Genomic DNA, 18,469 nt, shown 5'->3' on the forward strand with positions numbered 1-18,469 from the left:
CTGCTCAGCGCAGCTCCTCGATCAGCCCCTGCAGCCCTTCGGTGCCGTGGCCGCGTGCGACGCGCTGGTCGATGATCGCCTTCAGGGGCAGGAGCAGGTCGGGCTTGACGCCCTGCTCCTCGAAGGCACGCATCAGGCCGGCCGCGCCGACCCGGTTGATCTCCAGGTTCGACACGTCGGTGCTGTAGTCGCCCGCCTCGATCTGCTCGGCCAACCGAGGCATGGTGCTCGCCATCGCGTTCAGCCACGGCACCAGGAGCGTGCTGGTGAACTCGACCACCGGCACCTTCTCCGAGGCCACCAGCGCCACGGCCTCCAGGACTCCGGCGAACTGGCCGTACATGCCGGTCAGCATGGCCAGGTCCAGCAGCGGGGCCAGGCCCGGGTCGGCGCCCACGAAGCGCGGCTCGGCCATGATCCCCAGGGTGTCCCGGTGACCGTCGAAGGCGGCCTGCGAGCCGCTGTAAAGGATCAGCGCGCCCGGGTTGCCGATCATCTGGGGGACGGCCATGACGCCGCCGTCCAGGTAGTCGCCACCCCGCCCGGCCACCAGCCGAGCCGTCTCACGGGCTTCCGAGGGGCGGCCGTTGGTGAGGTTCACCAGGACGCGGCCGTCCAGCGGGACGTCCGTCAGCAACGCGTGCACCGCCACGTAGTCCAGCACGCACACGATCACCAGCGGGCTCGCCGCCACCGCCTCGGCCACCGTCGCCGCCCGTGTCGCGCCCCTGGCGACCAGGTCGTCGCCCTTGCCCGCCGAGCGGTTCCACACGGTGACCTGGTGGCCCGCGTCCAGGAGGGAGCCGGCCAGCGCCTGCCCCATGAGGCCGAGGCCCAGGATCGAAATAGAGTTCGACATTTCCGCATTTCCTTCTACGAGGTGTTGGACTGACCCCACGATGCGGAACGACGGTTATGGTGCGGTTCGGAGATGGTTATGGGGGGCGGATGAGGTTCGGGGTGCTGGGGCCTCTGGCCGCGTGGACGGCGGCCGGGGAGCCGGTCCAGGTGCCCGAGGTCAAGGTCCGCGCGCTCCTGGCCGACCTGCTCGTGCACCGGGGCGTGCCCGTGTCCACCGACCGGCTGATCGAGGACCTGTGGGGCGACCGTCCGCCCGGCAACGCTCCCGCCGCACTCCGCGTCAAGGCCTCCCAGCTGCGCAAGGCGCTGGGCGACCGCGACGTGGTGACCTTCCAGCCGCCCGGCTACCTGCTCCGGGTGGCCGCCGAGGAGGTGGACGCGGGCCTGTTCCAGGCCCTGCTCGGCCGCGCCGGGCACACGACCGACCTCACCGTACGACGTGCGCTGCTGACCCGGGCCCTGGAGCTGTGGCGGGGAGAGGCGTACGGCGAGTTCGCCGACGAGGAGTTCACCAGGACCGCCATCGCCAGGCTGGACGAGCAGCGGCTGGTGGCGATGGAGTCTCTCGCCGAGACCCGCCTCGGCCTCGGCGAGCACGACCTGCTGGCGGCGGAGCTGACCGACCTGGTGCGACGGCACCCGCTGCGCGAACGCCTGCACGCCGTACACCTGCGCTCCCTCTACCGCGCCGGCCGGCAGAGCGAGGCCCTCACCCGTTACGCCGCCCTACGCGCCCGACTGGCCGACGACCTGGGCATCGATCCCGGCCCGGAGCTGGCAGCGGTCCACCAGGCGATTCTGCGCCAATCTCCCGACCTCCACACCCCTGCCCTCCCCCGCAACGAGCTCCCCACCCCACCCACCGGCCCTCGCACCAACCTCCCCGCGACGCTCACCGCCCTGGTCGGCAGACGGGAAGCGGTGGCAGAGGTCCGCTCCCTCCTGACCACCGCCAGGCTGATCACCCTCACCGGCCCCGGCGGCGTCGGCAAGACCCGCCTGGCCCTGGAAGTCGCCAACCACCCCGAACCCACCCCCACCCGGCACGTGGGGGTGGCAGATCCCCTCTCACCCCCGGCCCAGCACCCTGCCCGAGAGACCGCTGGCATTGGGTTCGACGGCGGGGTGTGGCTGGTGGAGTTGGGGGCGGTGCCCGTACAGGGCCGAGGGGGTGTGGCGGACGCGGTGGCGAAGGTCCTGGGGGTGCGGGACGACATGCCCGGCTCCTTGAGCGACCGGCTGGCCACGGCGTTGCGCGACGGGCGGACGCTGCTGGTGCTGGACAACTGCGAGCACGTGGTGGACGAGGTCGCCGAGCTGGCCGGCGCGTTGCTACGGGCGGCGCCGGGGCTGCGGGTGCTGGCGACGAGTCAGGAGCCGCTGCGGGTCGCGGGCGAGACGGTGTGGAGCGTGCCGCCGCTGACGCGTGAGGCCGCCGCCGAGCTGTTCCGCGCGCGGGCGGGCGTCCGGCTGGACGACGACGCCGCGGTGGCGGAGATCTGCGAGCGGCTGGACGGGATCCCGCTCGCGCTGGAGCTGGCCGCCACCCGGATGCGGGCACTGACCCCGCGCCAGCTCGCCGACCGGCTCGACGACCGGTTCCGGGTGCTCGCCTCGGGCCGGCGAGGCGCGCCCGCCAGGCAGCAGACGTTGCGCGCGATGATCGCCTGGAGCTGGGAGCTGCTCACCGACGCCGAACGCCTGGTGCTGCGCCGCCTGGCCGTGCACGCGGGCGGGTGGACCCTGGAGGCGGCCGAGGCCATCTGCGCGGACTCCGGCCTGGACGTCGTGGACGTGCTGACGCGCCTGGTGGACCGATCCCTGGTGGTGGCCGAGCCGACACGGCCGCTCGACCCCCCGTCGGAGGTGGCCGGATCAACGCAACCCGTCCACCGCCGGTCGGAGGTGGGTGGGCGGCGTTATCGGCTGCTGGAGTCGGTGGCCGCGTACTGCCGGGAGCGTTCGGCCGAGGCCGGGGAGCTGGACGTGGTGCGGCTCCGGCATGCCCGCCACTACGCCGGCCTCGCCGAGCGCGCCGAGCCGCACCTGCGCGGGCGCGAGCAGCGCCGCCTGCTCGCCGTCCTCGACGCCGAGAGTGACAACATCCGCGCCGCGATCGAGGCTTCGGTACGTCTCGGCGCGGCGGAAGAGGCCGTCCGGCTGGTGAACGCGACCGCCTGGTACTGGGTGCTGCGCGGCAGGCTGGGCGAGGGCCGTCGGGCGCTGGAGTCGGTGGTGGCCATCTCCGGCGACGCCGAGGCCCGGATCTGGCTGACCGGCCTGTCCCTCCTCGCCGGAGACCCACGGCAACCTGGCACGACGCAGCCCGACACCGTGGACAGAACGCCAGGTCAGGGCGGGTTGCGGTGGTTCGATACCGGGTTGTTCGAGGCTGTCGAGGATCCCCTTGCCCGGGCCAGGGCGCGATGGTTCGCGGGGTTCACGTTGTTCGGGTTCGACGACCTGTCGGCGAGTGTGCGGCTCATCGACGAGGCGCTGGGTGAGTTCCAGGCGCTGGGCGACACGTGGGGCACCGCTGCGGCGCTGAACGTACGGGCCAGATGGGCGGCGATGCGCGGCGACGTGGCGGCGCTGCGGGAGGACGGCGAGCGGGGGCTGGTGCTGTTCCGCGAGGCGGGCGACCGGTGGGGTGAGATGCGGGCCGTGGAGAACCTCAGCACGCACGCCGAGATCACCGGCGACTACGAGCGCGCCGCCGAGTTGCGGCGCGAGGGACTGCGCAGGGCCGAGGAGCTGGGGCTGTGGAGCGCGGTGTCGGACGCGCTGTCCCGGCTGGGCCGGATCGCCCTGCTGACCGGCGACCACGCGCTGGCGGAGGACTACCACGAGCGGGCCAGGGTGCTGGCCGTGTCGCAGTCGAACCGGCCGGCCGAGGAGTTCGCCGAGGTGGGGCTGGCGCTGGTGGCGAGAAGGCAGGGGCGGCTGGATGAGGCTGAGCGCCGGCTGCGCTCCCAGCTGGGGTGGGTGCGCGAGGTGTCGGGCGAGCCGGGGGCGGCGCTGATCCTGGCGGAGCTGGGTTTCGTCGCCGAGCGGCGCGGCGACGCGGCGGGCGCGCTCGGCCTCCACCAGCAGAGCCTGGCGGCTGCCCGCAAGGTCGGTGACCCGCGCGCGGTGGCGCTGGCGTTCGAGGGGCTCGCGGGGGCTCGGGCGCTGGAAGGACGGCACGAGGAGGCGGCACGACTGCTGGGCGGGGCCGCCGCGCTCAGGGAGTCGGTGGGAGCACCCCTGCCTCCCGCCGAACGCGGCGACGTGGACCGCATCACCGAGGCCGTGCGCCAGGCCCTCGGCGACGAGGCGCTCACCGCCGCGCTGACGGCCGCCGCCCAACCCGACGAAACCTTCTGAACGCCACCGAACCCGCCACGCTCTTCGGACCGAGGGCTGCCCGGAAGGCTGGAGGTGCGGGTGGGGCGCGTCACTCAGCCGAGTGCGCCGGTTCCCGGACCGAGGGCTCTTCGGACGGCTGGGGTGCGGATGGGGGGACGTGGCGGAGGGTGGTCACGGCGAGGGCCGCCGCCGCCAGCAGCACCACGGCGCTCACCGCCGCGGTGACGGCCAGGCCGTCGGTGAAGGCCGCGCGGGCGGCGGCGAGCAGCGCGTCCGCGACCTCGGCCGGCCGGCCGCCGGCCACCGCCACCGCACCGCCGAGGGTGTCCGTGGCGACCTCCGCCGCCTGCGCGGGGACGCCTTCCGGTACGTCGAGCACGCTGCGGTAGACGGCGGCGGCGATGCTGCCGAAGACGGCCAGCCCGACCGCGCCGCCGAACTCCTGGACCGTCTCCGACAGGGCCGCCGCCGAGCCCGACCGTTCGGGCGGCGCGGAGCCGATCACCATGTCGGTGCCCAGGACCAGCATCGGAGCCGCCCCCAGGAAGAACACGAACTGCCCGGCGACCAGCAGCCCGAGCCCGGCTTCCGGCCCGGCGGCGGAGAGGGCGGTGAGCAGCAGGATGCCGGCGGCCGAGAGCACCAGGCCGGTGGCGGCGACCAGGCCGGGCCGGAGCCGCCGGGCCAGCATCGGCGCGAAGACGAACCCGGCGATGACCGCCAGGGTCGGCGGCAGGCTCCACAGCCCGGCCTCCAGCGGTGACAGGCCGAGCACGAGCTGCATGTACTGCGCGGCCAGCAGGCCGATGCCCGGCCCGGTCAGGATGACCAGCATGAGCGTGCCCAGCGATCCGCTGAAGCGCCGCTCGGCGAAGAGCTTCAGGTCGAGGAGGGGGCCGGGGATCGTCCGCTGTCGCCGTACGAACACCAGGGCGAGGACGAGGCCGGAGAGCAGCGCGGCGAGCGCGGCCACGCCGGGGCCTTCGGCGGCGAGCTCCTTGAGACCGTAGATGACCGCGAGGGCGGCCACGATCGACAGGCCGACGCTGGCCAGGTCGAGGCGGTCGACGGCGGGCGCCCGGTATTCGGGCAGCAGCAACGGCCCGGCCACCAGCAGCACGACCATCACCGGCACGCCGAGCAGGAACACCGACCCCCACCAGAAGTGCTCCAGCAGCACGCCGCCCACCAGCGGCCCGATCACCATGCCGCCGGTGAAGCCGACCATCCACACGCTGATCGCGGTGGTGCGCTGGGCGGGGTCGTGGAACATGTTGCGGATCAAGGACAGCGTCGACGGCATCAAGGTGGCCCCGGCCACGCCCAGCAGTGCCCGTGCCGCGATCAGCACCTCGGCGCTGGGCGCGAAGGCGGCCAGCGCCGAGGCGACGGCGAACGCGGCCGCGCCGATCAGCAGCAGGCGCCTGCGGCCGATCCGGTCGCCCACCGTGCCCATCGTGATCAGAAAGCCGGCGATGAGGAACCCGTAGATATCGTTGATCCACAACAGCTGCGCCCCGGTCGGCCGGAGGTCCGCGCTCAGCGCGGGCACCGCCAGGTGCAGCACGGTCACGTCTATGGACAGCAGCAAGGTCGGCAGGATGAGGACGGCCAGGCCGATCCACTCCCGCTTGCCCGCACGTTTCATGTTCATGCATGGAAGGCTAGGAGCTCAAGCAAACTTGAGGTCAACTGATCGAAGTGGTGTTTACGGGCCGGATAAACCCAAGATTCAGCACTTTCGGTGATTGTCGCGGTGAATGCGGGCAGTGGCTGGGTTGGACGGTCGCCGTAGGGCAGGGTAAGGAACATGCCGATGAGGACAGAGCTCGACCGCCTCGCGGGCGGGGCGCATCATGATCCGCACTCCGTGCTGGGAGCGCACCCCGTCGCTGGCGGGGTCACTTTCCGCGCGCTGCGCCCGCTCGCCGAACGTGTCCAAGTGGTGCTGGAGGACGGCACCACGCATGACATGAGACACCAGGCGCATGGGGTGTTCGAGACCACTGTGCCGGGACTGGACAAGGTCCCCGGCTACACCCTGAGCGTTCAGTACGCCGGGGGTGAGCCGCATGAGACGAGCGACCCCTACCGCCACTGGCCCACGCTGGGCGAGGTGGACCTGCACCTGATCGGCGAGGGCCGGCACGAGCGGCTGTGGGAGGTGCTCGGCGCGCGGGTGATGGAGCACCAGGACGCGGCCGGCACGGCGTTCGCCGTCTGGGCGCCGAACGCCCGTGGCATCAGGGTCGTCGGCGACTTCAACCACTGGGACGGCACCGCCTACCCGATGCGCTCGCTGGGTCGTTCGGGGGTCTGGGAGTTGTTCGTCCCGGGCATCGGGGCGGGTGAGCGGTACAAGTACCAGGTGCTGGGCGCCGACGGCGTGTGGCGGGACAAGGCCGACCCGATGGCCAGGCGGACCGAGGTGCCGCCGCAGACGGCGTCGGTGGTGGAGCAGTCCCATTACGTCTGGCAGGACGCGGAGTGGATGGCCGAGCGCGGCGACAGGCAGGCGCAGCGCAGCCCCACCAGCATCTACGAGGTGCACCTGGGCTCGTGGCGGCCCGGCCTGTCCTACCTGGAGCTGGCGGACCAGCTCTCGGAGTACGTCGCGGACCTGGGGTTCACGCATGTGCAGCTGATGCCGGTGGCCGAGCACCCGTTCGGCGGGTCATGGGGTTACCAGGTGACCTCCTACTACGCGCCGACGGCCAGGTTCGGCACGCCGGACGATTTCCGCCGGTTCGTGGACGAGATGCACAGGCGGGGCATCGGGGTGCTGCTCGACTGGGTGCCGGCGCACTTCCCGATGGACGACTGGGCGCTGGCCCGCTTCGACGGGACCCCGCTGTACGAGCACGCCGATCCGGGCCGGGGCGAGCACCCCGACTGGGGGACGTACGTCTTCGACTTCGGCCGCAGGGAGGTGCGTAACTTCCTGGTGGCCAACGCCGTCTACTGGCTGAAGGAGTTCCACATCGACGGCCTGCGGGTGGACGCCGTGGCCTCGATGCTCTACCTGGACTACTCCCGGCGCGAGGGCGAGTGGACGCCGAACGTCTACGGCGGCCGCGAGAACCTCGACGCGGTCGAGTTCCTCAAGGAGATGAACGCGGTCTGCTACCGGGAGGCGCCCGGCATCATCACCGTGGCCGAGGAGTCGACGGCCTGGCCGGGTGTGTCGCGGCCGGTGCACCTCGGCGGGCTCGGGTTCGGCTTCAAGTGGAACATGGGCTGGATGCACGACACGCTGGAGTATCTGCGGCACGAGCCGATCTTCCGGCAGTACCACCACCACCAGATGACCTTCTCGCTCATCTACGCCTACTCCGAGAACTACGTGCTGCCGCTGTCGCATGACGAGGTGGTGCACGGCAAGGGCTCGCTGATGGGCAAGATGCCGGGCGACGAGTGGCAGCGCTTCGCCCAGTTGCGGGCTCTGCTGGCCTTCATGTGGGCGCATCCGGGCAAGCAGCTGCTGTTCATGGGCGGGGAGTTCGGCCAGGGCTCGGAGTGGTCGGAGGAGCGCGGGCTCGACTGGTGGGTGCTGGAGTTCGACGGGCATCAGGGCGTGCAGCGGCTGGTGCGCGACCTCAACCGGTTCTACCGTGAGACGCCCGCGATGTGGGAGCAGGACACCCAGCCGGAGGGGTTCCGGTGGATCGACGCCGACGACGCGCCGGGCAACACGCTGTCGTTCCTGCGCTACGCGGACGACGGGTCCGCGGTGGCGTGCGTGGTCAACTTCAGCGGCGGGCCGCACGAGAGCTACCGGCTCGGCCTGCCGTACGGCGGGCAGTGGACGGAGGCGGTCAACACCGACGCCTATGAGTACTGGGGCAGCGGGGTGGGCAACCTGGGCTCGGTGGATGCCGTCGAGGAGCCCTGCCACGGCCTGCCGTACTCCACGACCCTGCGGGTGCCGCCGCTGGGGGCGGTGTGGTTGTCGAGGTCGGCGCCGAGCGGCGGCACGACCTGAAAGTCTGATGAGAAAGGGATTGCAGGGGCTGTGCGGTCCTGACAAATCACCGTAAACTCCGAGATCATCCCGTCTCGGAGGACGCCGGTGCGACTTCGCCCCCTGATCGTGTGCTCGATGGTGCTGGCTCTGCTGCCCGCGGCGCCCGCCTTCGCCGATGATCCGACGCCGACGCCCACCCCCAGTGTCACCCAGAGCGCTGAGGAGAAGGTGGAGGAGGGCTTAGCCGTCGACGGCGGCACCGTGCGCGCCATCGTCGAGCTGACCGACCCGGCGCAGCACGCGCCGGTGGCCGGCAAAGCGGCGGCCGACAGTGTGGAGGTCCTCCTCCAGCCGGCGAGCCAGCCGTTCATGGTCGTCGAGGGCACGGCCGAGGAGCTGGCCGCGCTCGCCGAGGACTCCCGGGTGACCTCCATCCACCGGGATCGCGCCTATCCGCCGTCGCTGGCCTCCAGTCTCAAGCTGATCGGCGCCGACCAGGCGCACGCCGCGGGCCACACCGGCAGCGGCCAGAACATCGCCGTCCTGGACACCGGCATCGACCGCGATCATCCGTTCTTCGCGAACCGGATCGTCGCCGAGGCCTGCTTCTCCGCGACGGACTCGGACCTGGGCGCCGAGTCGCTCTGCCCGAACGGGCAGATCAGTGAGACCGGGCCCGGCTCGGCCGACGCCGCCACCGCCAAGTGCCAGGCCGGCGGCGTGAACCTGTGCGAGCACGGTTCGCACGTCGCCGGCATCGCGGCCGGCACCGGCGGCGTGGCGCCCGGCGCGGGGATCATCGCGATCCAGGTCTTCAGCCGGGTCAACGACGAGGAGATCTGCGGCGAGCCGTCCTGCCTGCTGGCTTTCGAGTCGTCGCTGCGGCTGGCCATGGAGCACGTGGCGGCGATGAGCGAGCCGATCGCGGCGGTGAACCTGAGCCTGGGCGGCATGCCGTCCGACGTCTCCTGTGACGACAGCGAGGAGGCGCGGGCCTTCAAGCCGTCGATCGACGCCCTGCTCGCCAAGGGCACGGCGACCGTGGTGGCCGCGGGCAACGAGTTCTTCGAGGGAGCCTCCTTCCCCGCGTGCATCTCCTCGGCGGTGGCGGTGGGCGCCAACGACGACGGCGACGCCATCGCCGACTTCTCCAACCGGGGCGCGCTGGTCGACCTGTTCGCGCCCGGGGTGGACATCGAGTCGTCGGTGCCGGACAACCAGATGGCCGTGCACAGCGGCACCTCGATGGCCGCCCCGCATGTGGCGGGCGCACTGGCGCTGCTGAAGGTTCAGTCGCCGCAGACGCCGATGCCCGAGCTGATCGACAAGCTGAAGACCACCGGCAGGCCGTACGTCTATCAGGTGGACGGCGCGGAGGTCCGCACGCCGCGCCTGGACGTGGCCGCCGCGCTGACCGGCACGGCCCCGCAGCCGGAGATCAGCCAGAACCCGCCGTCCGCTCCCGAGCCCGGCCCGGACGACCCGAACCCCGATCCCGGCACCGATCCGGAGCCGGACCCGACGGGCAGCGGGCCCACGCCCGAGCCTCCGGTGGACGACGAGCCGGACCCGACGCCGATCCCGCTGCCGACCGTCACGGTCACGGTGACCGTCACGGTGACGCCGACGCCGACCACCACCGCGAAGGCCCCGGCCGTCTGCACGCGTGGCACGGCCACCAAGCGGATGACGGCCAAGCAGTGGGCCGTGGAGATCCACCGGAACAGCGGCAAGATGTCCGACCCGACGCTCACCTGCTATCTGCAGCTGGCGCACAAGGCCAGCAAGGTCTTCCCCGAGCTGACCAAGGCCTCGTCGCTGGGCAAGGCCTACCGGGTGCTGAAGGGCGCCAAGGCCGCCAAGCGGCAGCTGGACAGCGCCCTGCTCACCGGCTGGCTCAATTGGGCCCACGGGGTGAACAGCACCAAGACCCTCAAATCCTCGGAAAAGGTACGGCTGACCAGCAAGTCCACGAGCGCGGCTCTCAAGCGGGCAGCCACCAATATCACTAAATCTCGCTAAAGAGCACCTTGGCGGTTGCCTACCTCCGCCAACATTCGCATCTCTAACCTCCGTCACTTCGACAACTGAGGCATCACCGACAACACCCGTGGGGATCTTCCGCCAGGACTTCCCCCGTCCGTCTGTGCTACCTCGGAGGAATCGGTGCGCTCACGCTCACTCACGGCAGGCGTCCTGGCGCTCGCCACGGCCACGGCGGTGCTCACCGCAGCCCAGCCCGGCCAGGCCCATGCCCATGCCCACGTCCCCGACGCCGGTGACCCGACCATCAGTCCCGGCCTGATCGCCGAGCTCGGCAGCCGGCCGAAGGTGCGCTCGATCGTCGAGCTGAACCCGGGCGAGAGCGTCAGCACCGTCGCCGGCGACGTCGAGAAGATCTCCCCCACGGCCAGCGTGCTGGAGGCCACCCGCTCCCCGCACTTCTTCGTCGCCGAGGTCGACAGCGCCACACTGGCCGGGCTGCGGAAGGACCCCCGGGTCAGGTCGGTGTACCCGGACACGCTCAGCCAGGCCTTCCTGGACTCCAGCACCAGGGCGATCTCGTCGGACGTCGCCAACGCGGCGGGCTGGACCGGCACCGGCACCACCGTGGCCGTCCTGGACACGGGGATCGACCGTGACCATCCGTTCATGGCCGGCCGGATCGTGGACGAGGCCTGCTTCTCCACCTCCGACCCGAGCTCCGGGGCCGTGTCGCTCTGCCCGAACCGCCAGTCCAGCCAGACGGGCCCCGGCGCGGCCGACGCCGAGACCGCGCAGTGCCTCGTCGGCGGCGCCAACCGGTGCGCCCACGGCACGCACGTGGCGGGCATCGCGGCGGGCCGGGCGGTGGCGGGGGCGCCCGCCAACGGCGTCGCCCCGGCCGCCGGCATCCTGCCCGTCCAGGTCTTCAGCCGCTTCGACGACATCCAGACCTGCGGTGGCGCGGCGCCCTGCTACATGAGCTACACCTCCGACCAGAAACTCGCGCTGGAGTACGTCGCCCGCGTGGCCAGGACGCACAACGTGGCCGCGGTCAACATGAGCCTCGGCGGAGGCGGCCCGCACCGGCAGCACTGCGACGCCGACCCGCAGGCCGCCGCCCTGAAGCCCCAGTTCGACGCGCTGGTGGGCGCCGGGGTCGCGCCGGTCGTCGCGGCGGGCAACGCCGGCTGGCGGGACGCCGTCGCCTCCCCCGCCTGCATCTCCACCGCGGTCGCCGTGGGCGCCACGAACGACAACGGCCAGGTCGTCACGTTCTCCAACCGGGGAAGACTGCTGGACCTGCTCGCGCCAGGCGTGCGCGTCACCTCCTCGGTGCCGGACGACGCCTACCGGTCGCTGAGCGGCACGTCCATGTCGACGCCGCACGTGGCCGGGAGTTTCGCGCTGATGAAGCAGGCGTACCCCACCCTCAGCCCGGCGCAGGTCCTTCAGCGGATTCAGGCGACCGGCACCCCGATCACCTACAACCTCTTCCCTCCGCGCGTCACCACGGTTCAGGTCAACGTCGGTGCCGCCACCGCCGGAGCACGCGTCTGAGCCGGTGTCCGCTTCGGCAGTAGTTGGCCGCCCATGGCCGACTACTGCCGCTTAGGGTGGCTCTATGGACGCAGGCAAGGCGATCTTCGAAGGCATCGACAAGCTCCGTCAGCGGCGCACCGCGCCCCTGGTTCTCGAGCTCGACCTCACCGAGGGGCTGACGGAAGGACCGCCTTCCGACCCGCTCGCCGCGGTGCTGTCCATGCGCAAGCCCCGTCTGGCCGACGTGCTGTCCGGGCTCAAGCGGGCCGTCAAGGACCCACGGGTCAAGGCGCTGATCGTGAAGATCGGCGGCAACCCGATCGGGCTCGCGATGGTCCAGGAGCTGCGCCAGGCCGTGGTCGCCTTCCGCGCCTCGGGCAAGCTGACGGTCGCCTTCGGCGAGACGTTCGGCGAGTTCGGCGGCGGCACCGTGCCCTACTACCTGGCCAGCGCCTTCGAACGCGTCTACCTGCAGCCCAGCGGCGACATCGGGCTGACCGGCGTGGCCCTGGAGCAGCGGTTCGTCAAGGGCGCGCTGACCAAGCTGGGCGTCGACTACGAGATGGGCCAGCGGCACGAGTACAAGACCGCCGCCAACACCTTCACCCAGGACCACATGACCGAGCCGCACCGCGAGTCCATGGCCCGCATCGTGGAGTCGGTCACCGAGCACCTCGTCGCGGGCATCGCCGAGGGCCGCCGGCTCGATCCGGCCAAAGTCCGCGAGCACATCGACCGGGGCCCGTTCATCGGCCGCGAGGCGCTGGAGGCCGGGCTGGTCGACGGGCTGGCCTACCGGGACGAGGTGTACGACGAGGTCAAGCAGTCCACCGGCGGCGACACCCACCTGCTGTACGTCTCCCGCTACGCCCGTGGCGCCGCCGCACGCAAACTGCCGCAGCCGACCGCCGCCGGCATCGCCCTCATCCACGGCATCGGCCAGATCCGCACCGGCCGCAGCGGCCGCAGCCCGCTCGGCGGAGGCGGCGCGATGGGCTCCGACACGATCAGCGCCGCACTGCGGGCCGCCCGCCGCGACGAGCACGTCAAGGCCGTCGTCTTCCGGGTGGACAGCCCCGGCGGTTCGTACGTCGCCTCCGACACCGTCTGGCGGGAGGTCGTGCTCACCCGCAAGGTCAAGCCTGTCATCGTCTCCATGGGCGACCTGGCCGCCTCCGGCGGCTACTTCGTCGCCATGGCCGCCGACATGATCGTCGCCCAGCCCGGCACGCTGACGGGCTCCATCGGCGTCTTCGGCGGCAAGCCGGTGCTCTCCCAGCTCCTGGAGCGGATCGGCGTCAACACGGAGCTGGTCGCCGAGGGCGCCAACGCCGGCATGTTCTCCACCTCACGCGCCTTCTCGCCGGAGCAGTGGGAGCGGGTCAACGCCTGGCTGGACCGCATCTACGACGACTTCGTCGGCAAGGTGGCCCAGGGCCGCGACCTCACCCGCGACCGGGCCCACGAGCTGGCCCGAGGCCGCGTCTGGACCGGCGCCGACGCCCACGCCCGTGGGCTGGTGGACGAGCTGGGCGGCCTGGAGGACGCCATCGCCCTGGCCAGGAAGCGCGCCCGCCTGTCCGACGACGCCCCGGTGCGCACCTTCCCCCGCCTCAACCCGCTGGAGCGGCTGCGCGGCCCGGACTCCAGCGACGACCGGGCCGCCGCACTCACCCGGATCCGGCTCGACGCCTGGGGCCCCCTGGCCCGCCTCTCAGCCGAACTCGGCCTCCCGGCCACGGGCCCCCTGACCCTCCCGGCGTGGTACACGATCCGCTGACCGGCACGCCGGCCACCCGGCCATGACATACTCCCCCGGTCGGCATAGGCTCCATCACCAGGGCGTTGCCGATATCGTCGGCAACGCCCTCAGCGTTGGTCGGGGTGGGTGACCGGCTCCACGGTGAGCAGGCCCTCCAAGCCCTTGAAGTCGCCGGGATTGACCGTGTAGAGCGGCAGCCGGTTGGCCACCGCCACGGAGGCGATGAGCAGATCAGCGGTGTTGCTTCTGGGATTGCGGCCTGCCTCTTTGACGGCCGTGTAAACCCGTCCGAAGGCGCGAGCCGCCGCGACGTCGAACGGGATCGGCTCGAACTCCGACTCTACGCGGGCGAGCACGTCCTGCCTGCTGGCCCGCTTGAGGGGGTCGTCAGCCACCAGCGGCCCCACCGCGAGCTCGGCCAGCGTCACCGTGCAGATGGCGGGACGCTCCGGCAACTCCGCCGGATCCAACCGCGCAGCGAGAACCAGGATGTTGGTGTCGAGAAGCCCGGCCTCCTCGCCGATCACGTGGCGCTCCTCTTGGCACGCTCCCAGGGATCGTAGTCCTCGTCGTTGAAGGCGGTCCGCACGTCGTCCTCGAACTCCTTGTCGTCAATGACCGGAGCATTCGCGAAGACCGCCATGAGCCGTTCTTTCGGGACGAAGGTCCGGCGGCGGCTTATGGGGGTGACGGTCGCGATCTTGTGACCGTGGCGTGTCAGCGTGAAGGACTCGCCTCGCTCGACGGCGTCCATGATCTCGCTCGCCCGGTTCTTCAAATCGCGCTGGTTGATCTCGGGCGGCTCGTGCCATGCCTCGCGCATGAGGAAATCATATCCGTCCATCCCACAGTGTGCCACCTGGTGGGACAAAGGTGGATGAGGCGGACGTCACCCGCATGGAGAGCTAGCCGCCCACCGCGCGATAACGGCCGCGTAGGCGTACCAAGGGCTGGAGGGTGGGGGTCACGTACGAGACGGCGAGGACGGTCGCGATGAAGAGGGTGTGGTCGCCTGCGGGCACCACCTGGGAGGTCTCCGCCTCCAGGGCGGCGACGCCGCCCTCCACCACCAGCGCGTCCGAGTGCGGACCGCGGTGGTGCGGGGTGCCCGCCACCAGGTGGCGGGCACCGGGGCGGCCGGCGGCGGCGAACCTGCTGGCCATGGCCGCCTGGCCGGAGGACAGCAGGGAGCACGCCCAGCGGTCCCGCCGGAGCAGGACCTCGTTGAGGTAGCCGCCGCTGTCCAGGCTGACCAGGACCAGCGGCGGCTCCAGCGAGACGGAGGCCAGCGCCGAGACGGTGACGCCCAGGTCGTCCCGGCCGTCGCGGACGGTGATGACCGCCACGCCCCCCGCGAGCTGTGCCATGGCGTCGGTGAACTCGCTCACGGCGAAGGCCTCCTGGGAACGGGACGGGTCAGCCGAGGCCGTTGGTGGTCAGCCATTCCTTGGCCACCGTCGCGGGCTCGTCCTTGTTGACAGAGATCTTCTGCATCATCTCCAGCAGGCCCTCGGTCGTCAGCTTGGCGGAGACGCCGTTGAGGGTGGTCCTGACGGTGTCGGTGGCGCCGGCCTTGTAGAGCAGCGGAGTCACGTTCTGGGCGGGGAAGATGTTCTTGGTGTCCTCAAGCGGCACCAGGTCGTTGGCGGTGATCTTGGGGTCGGTGGAGAAGACGTTGCCGACCTGGATCGAGCCGTCCTTGATGGCGTCGGCCGTGGTGGGGCCGGTGGGCTTCCACTGCTTGAACTCGATGCCGTAGACGTCCTTGAAACGCGTCTCCCAGCGCTTCTTGAACTCCGGCGGACCGCCCACGATCATGTCCTTCGACACCTTGGCCAGGTCTTCCATGGTGGTGAGCGACTGCTTGGTCTGGGTGTCCTTGGTGACTGACAGGGTGTCCTTGTCCTCGGCCGCGGCGGCGTCGAGCACTTCCAGCTCGGCCGGGAGCTTCTCCTTCAGCGCGGTGTTGATCTCCTCGGTGGTCGCCGCCGTGGTGGCCGGGTCGATGAAGGCCAGCAGGTTGCCGTTGTACTCGGGAACCAGGGTCAGCCCGCCGCTCTTGACCTGGTCGTAGACGACCTCACGGCTGCCGATCCGCGGCTTCTCCTCCACCTGGACGCCCTTGGCCTCCAGCGCCTGGGCGTAGATCGACCCGAGCAGCACGCTCTCGTCGAAGTCGAACGAGCCGATCACGACCGGGCCGCCGGCGGGGGCCGACCCCGTGGCCGAGCCCGTGGGCGCCGCGCTCGTGGTCTGCAGCGGGTTGCCGCCGCCACCGCCGCAGGCGGTCAACGCGAGTGTCGCGGACAACAGCATTGCCGCTGCGCTGAACATACGTTTCACAAGAAAACTCCTTTGGTACGACACATCAACGAACCTTCAACCGCTGGCTCACCCCCGGGGAGACGGTCACCCTCTGCGCGAGCATGAAGGCGAGCTGCACCACGAGTGCGAACAGCACAATCAACACAGAACCACCGACAACGCTGGAGTAATCCTGGGTCGCGAATCCATCGATCATGAAGCGCCCCAGCCCGCCCAGCCCCGTGTAGGCGGCGACGGTCGTGGTCGCCACCACCTGGATGGCGGAGAGCCGGAGCCCGAGCAGGATCAGGGGCAGCGCCACGGGCACCAGCACCCGCCCGAGCACCTGCCCGCCACGCAACCCCATCCCGTACGCCGCGTCACGCAGCTCGGGGTCGACTCCCCTGATGCCCTCGAAGGTGTTGACCAGGATCGGCGGCACGGCCAGCAGCACCAGCGGGATGATCACCGGCCAGATGGACGCGGTGCCGAGCAGCAGCACGAACAGCACGAGGATGCCGAGCGTGGGCATCGCCCTGGCCAGGTTGGCCGAGACGACCACGAGCACCTCGCCCCGGCCGGTGTGGCCGATCAGCAGCCCGAGCGGGATCGCGATCAGCATGGCCAGCGCGAGGGCCAGGACGGAGAACTCCAGGTGCTCCAGCAGCCGGACGGGAATCCCGTCGGGCCCGGACCACCGGGCGGGGTCGCCGAAGAAGTCGCTCAGCCAGTTCACGACGCCCTCCTCGCCCGCACCCACGGCGTGAGCAGCCGCTGGCAGAGGATCAGCAGCCCGTCGACGATCAGCGCCAGCACCACGATCAGCACGATCCCGACGATGACCGGCGGCAGGAACGGGTTCTGGTAGGCCCTGGTGAAGAGCATGCCGAGGCCGCCCTGGCCGATCAGCGCGCCCACGCTCACCAGGCTGATGCTGGAGACCGCCACCACGCGCAGCCCGGCGAGCACCACGGGCGCGGCGATCGGCAGCTCCACCTGGACCAGGCGGCGCAGCGGCGTGAAGCCCATCGCCACCGCCGACTGGCGGACGTGGTCGGGCACCGAGCCGAGCCCGTCGACCACCGCCGGGATGAGCACGGCCATGGCGTAGAAGGTCAGCGGGATGATCACGGTGATCGGGGAGAGCCCGGTGACCGAGATCAGCAGCATGAACACCGGCAGCGACGGCAGCGCGTAGATCACGTTGAACAGGCCCGACGTCGGCTGGTAGAGCCACCGCCAGCGCACGCTGGCCAGCCCGAGCGGCAGCGCCAGGACGAGCCCGGCCACGATGGGCACCAGCGACATCAGCAGGTGGTCGCCGAGCAGGTCGCTGATGCTGCCCACCCGGCCGGTGGCCCAGTTGCGGGCGAACCACTCCCAGAGTGTGGGCGGGCCGTCATCCATCGGCGGCCTCCGCCATCGCCTGGTCCAGCGCCTTCCTGGTGAGCACGCCGGCGACCTGGCCCGTCTCGTCCACGGCCACCGCGTTGCCCGACGGCGACAGCAGCGCCGCGTCGAGGGCCGAGCGCAGCGGGTCCTGGCCGTACACGAACGAGCCGAACCGCTCCAGCTCGCCGGGCCGCCCCTTGGCGATCCAGCCCACCGGCCGGTCGTCCGGGGTGACGGCGAGCAGCCACGGCTCGTCCGTACTGCCCTCGAACCCCTCGGGGACGGTCAGGTCCGTGCGCAGCGGCAGGCCCGCGGTGGACACGAACTGCAGGCGGCGGATGCCCCGGTCGCGGCCGAGGAACTCGCGGACGAAGTCGTCGGCCGGCTCCGACAGCAGCGTCTTCGGGTCCGCCAGTTGCGCGAGCGTGCCGCCGACGCGCAGCACCGCGACGCGGTCGCCGAGCTTGATGGCCTCGTCGATGTCGTGGGTGACGAAGACGATGGTCTTGTTCAGCTCCGCCTGGAGCCGGAGCAACTCCTCCTGCAGGCTGGTGCGGACGACCGGGTCCACCGCGCTGAACGGCTCGTCCATCAGCAGCACGGGCGGGTCCGCGGCCAGCGCCCTGGCCACGCCCACGCGCTGCTGCTGGCCGCCGGAGAGCTGGAACGGGTAACGCTCGGCCAGGCCCACGTCGAGGCCGACGCGCTCCAGCAGCTCCATGGCCCGGTCACGGGCCTTCTTGCGGCTCCAGCCGAGCAGGAACGGGACGGTGGCCACGTTGTCCACGATCTTGCGATGCGGGAAGAGCCCGGCCTGCTGGATGACGTAGCCGATGCCCCGGCGCAGGGTGGGCGGGTCGATGCTGCGCACCGGCTCGCCGTCGAGCAGGATCTGTCCTTCCGTTGCGTCGATCATCCGGTTGATCATCCGGAGAGACGTCGTCTTGCCGCAGCCCGACGGGCCAACGAACACGGTGATCTCGCCTGTAGGAGCCTCCAGGCTGAGACCGTCGACGGCGACGGTCCCGTCTGGATAGCGTTTGGTGACAGCGTCGAACGTGATCACGCGCGACCTTCCGCTTCAGGGCAGGGCCGCGGCCCCCCTGCCACGACCGCCGCATGATCTCTTGGGCCCCAGACTACGGCGATCCGACCAGGTCTGTCCTGTCGCCCCATGCTTAAACGCTTCACTGACCAGCTATTCCCTACGAATTATCGATCTGGTAGTGCGCCGGACCAGGGTGTGTTGGCATGATTGCCTCCATAAACCTCCGACGCCCCCCAAAGCGTCCGCTTCTCCACTAAGAGGGACC

At 71.2% G+C, this 18,469-nt stretch carries 14 protein-coding genes; 5 read left to right on the forward strand and 9 right to left on the reverse strand.

All coding sequences use genetic code 11. The features are described 5' to 3' along the window. Positions 1-4 precede the first annotated feature (4 nt). A complete protein-coding gene (locus ACTMTF_RS30075) occupies positions 5-859 on the reverse strand; it encodes an NAD(P)-dependent oxidoreductase (protein WP_441113693.1) in 855 nt (284 codons plus the stop codon). 89 nt (positions 860-948) lie between these two features. Between ACTMTF_RS30075 and ACTMTF_RS30080 the strand changes: the two genes are divergently transcribed. Next, positions 949-4,227 carry a BTAD domain-containing putative transcriptional regulator gene (locus ACTMTF_RS30080; RefSeq protein WP_441113694.1) on the forward strand — a complete coding sequence of 1,093 codons (3,279 nt, stop codon included), beginning with the start codon at positions 949-951 and terminating at the stop codon, positions 4,225-4,227. A 70-nt stretch (positions 4,228-4,297) separates the two neighbouring features. On the opposite strand, the gene ACTMTF_RS30085 is transcribed toward ACTMTF_RS30080, so the two are convergent. After that, positions 4,298-5,863, reverse strand: a complete 1,566-nt coding sequence (locus ACTMTF_RS30085; protein ID WP_441113695.1) for an MFS transporter — start codon at positions 5,861-5,863, stop codon at positions 4,298-4,300. A gap of 162 nt (positions 5,864-6,025) precedes the next feature. Between ACTMTF_RS30085 and glgB the strand changes: the two genes are divergently transcribed. The 4 genes from glgB (at position 6,026) to sppA (ending at position 13,478) form a co-directional block, all read left to right on the forward strand. Next, the gene (gene glgB, locus ACTMTF_RS30090; protein ID WP_441113696.1) at positions 6,026-8,191 is read left to right on the forward strand and encodes a 1,4-alpha-glucan branching protein GlgB; all 2,166 of its coding nucleotides are present in this window, start codon (positions 6,026-6,028) and stop codon (positions 8,189-8,191) included. A gap of 87 nt (positions 8,192-8,278) precedes the next feature. Then, a complete protein-coding gene (locus tag ACTMTF_RS30095) occupies positions 8,279-10,195 on the forward strand; it encodes a S8 family peptidase (RefSeq protein WP_441113697.1) in 1,917 nt (638 codons plus the stop codon). A gap of 144 nt (positions 10,196-10,339) precedes the next feature. Continuing rightward, a complete protein-coding gene (locus ACTMTF_RS30100; protein ID WP_441113698.1) occupies positions 10,340-11,716 on the forward strand; it encodes a S8 family peptidase in 1,377 nt (458 codons plus the stop codon). A 64-nt stretch (positions 11,717-11,780) separates the two neighbouring features. Then, positions 11,781-13,478 (forward strand): signal peptide peptidase SppA, encoded by a 1,698-nt coding sequence (gene sppA / locus ACTMTF_RS30105; protein WP_397005187.1) that lies wholly within the window; start codon positions 11,781-11,783, stop codon positions 13,476-13,478. A gap of 89 nt (positions 13,479-13,567) precedes the next feature. On the opposite strand, the gene ACTMTF_RS30110 is transcribed toward sppA, so the two are convergent. The 7 genes from ACTMTF_RS30110 to ACTMTF_RS30140 all read right to left on the reverse strand — a co-directional run bounded on the left by ACTMTF_RS30110 (position 13,568) and on the right by ACTMTF_RS30140 (position 18,222). Next, positions 13,568-13,987: a type II toxin-antitoxin system VapC family toxin gene (locus tag ACTMTF_RS30110; protein ID WP_397005189.1), complete on the reverse strand. Its 420-nt coding sequence runs from the start codon at positions 13,985-13,987 to the stop codon at positions 13,568-13,570. Next, positions 13,984-14,283, reverse strand: a complete 300-nt coding sequence (locus ACTMTF_RS30115; protein WP_441113699.1) for a type II toxin-antitoxin system Phd/YefM family antitoxin — start codon at positions 14,281-14,283, stop codon at positions 13,984-13,986. Before ACTMTF_RS30115 ends, ACTMTF_RS30110 begins: the two co-directional genes overlap by 4 nt. Before the next feature lie 82 nt (positions 14,284-14,365). Beyond that, positions 14,366-14,848 (reverse strand): flavin reductase family protein, encoded by a 483-nt coding sequence (locus tag ACTMTF_RS30120; protein ID WP_397005193.1) that lies wholly within the window; start codon positions 14,846-14,848, stop codon positions 14,366-14,368. A gap of 28 nt (positions 14,849-14,876) precedes the next feature. Beyond that, the gene (locus tag ACTMTF_RS30125) at positions 14,877-15,794 is read right to left on the reverse strand and encodes an ABC transporter substrate-binding protein (RefSeq protein WP_441113790.1); all 918 of its coding nucleotides are present in this window, start codon (positions 15,792-15,794) and stop codon (positions 14,877-14,879) included. A gap of 34 nt (positions 15,795-15,828) precedes the next feature. Then, positions 15,829-16,500: an ABC transporter permease gene (locus ACTMTF_RS30130; RefSeq protein ID WP_441113700.1), complete on the reverse strand. Its 672-nt coding sequence runs from the start codon at positions 16,498-16,500 to the stop codon at positions 15,829-15,831. Continuing rightward, positions 16,497-17,171: an ABC transporter permease gene (locus ACTMTF_RS30135; RefSeq protein ID WP_441113701.1), complete on the reverse strand. Its 675-nt coding sequence runs from the start codon at positions 17,169-17,171 to the stop codon at positions 16,497-16,499. Before ACTMTF_RS30135 ends, ACTMTF_RS30130 begins: the two co-directional genes overlap by 4 nt. Next, positions 17,164-18,222 (reverse strand): ABC transporter ATP-binding protein, encoded by a 1,059-nt coding sequence (locus tag ACTMTF_RS30140; RefSeq protein ID WP_441113702.1) that lies wholly within the window; start codon positions 18,220-18,222, stop codon positions 17,164-17,166. The genes ACTMTF_RS30135 and ACTMTF_RS30140 overlap by 8 nt, the downstream gene beginning before the upstream one ends. Positions 18,223-18,469: the final 247 nt, after the last annotated feature.

The sequence above is a fragment of the Nonomuraea sp. ZG12 genome (assembly GCF_052068115.1).
Taxonomy (GTDB): domain Bacteria; phylum Actinomycetota; class Actinomycetes; order Streptosporangiales; family Streptosporangiaceae; genus Nonomuraea.

Excerpts from the sequence above, each read along its gene's own strand:
- ACTMTF_RS30075 (WP_441113693.1), bottom strand. The coding sequence starts at position 859 with ATGTCGAACTCTATTTCGATCCTGGGCCTCGGCCTCATGGGGCAGGCG.
- ACTMTF_RS30085 (WP_441113695.1), bottom strand. The coding sequence starts at position 5,863 with ATGAACATGAAACGTGCGGGCAAGCGGGAGTGGATCGGCCTGGCCGTC.
- sppA (WP_397005187.1), top strand. The coding sequence starts at position 11,781 with ATGGACGCAGGCAAGGCGATCTTCGAAGGCATCGACAAGCTCCGTCAG.
- ACTMTF_RS30080 (WP_441113694.1), top strand. The coding sequence starts at position 949 with ATGAGGTTCGGGGTGCTGGGGCCTCTGGCCGCGTGGACGGCGGCCGGG.
- glgB (WP_441113696.1), top strand. The coding sequence starts at position 6,026 with ATGAGGACAGAGCTCGACCGCCTCGCGGGCGGGGCGCATCATGATCCG.
- ACTMTF_RS30135 (WP_441113701.1), bottom strand. The coding sequence starts at position 17,171 with ATGGATGACGGCCCGCCCACACTCTGGGAGTGGTTCGCCCGCAACTGG.
- ACTMTF_RS30125 (WP_441113790.1), bottom strand. The coding sequence starts at position 15,794 with ATGTTCAGCGCAGCGGCAATGCTGTTGTCCGCGACACTCGCGTTGACC.
- ACTMTF_RS30115 (WP_441113699.1), bottom strand. The coding sequence starts at position 14,283 with ATGCGCGAGGCATGGCACGAGCCGCCCGAGATCAACCAGCGCGATTTG.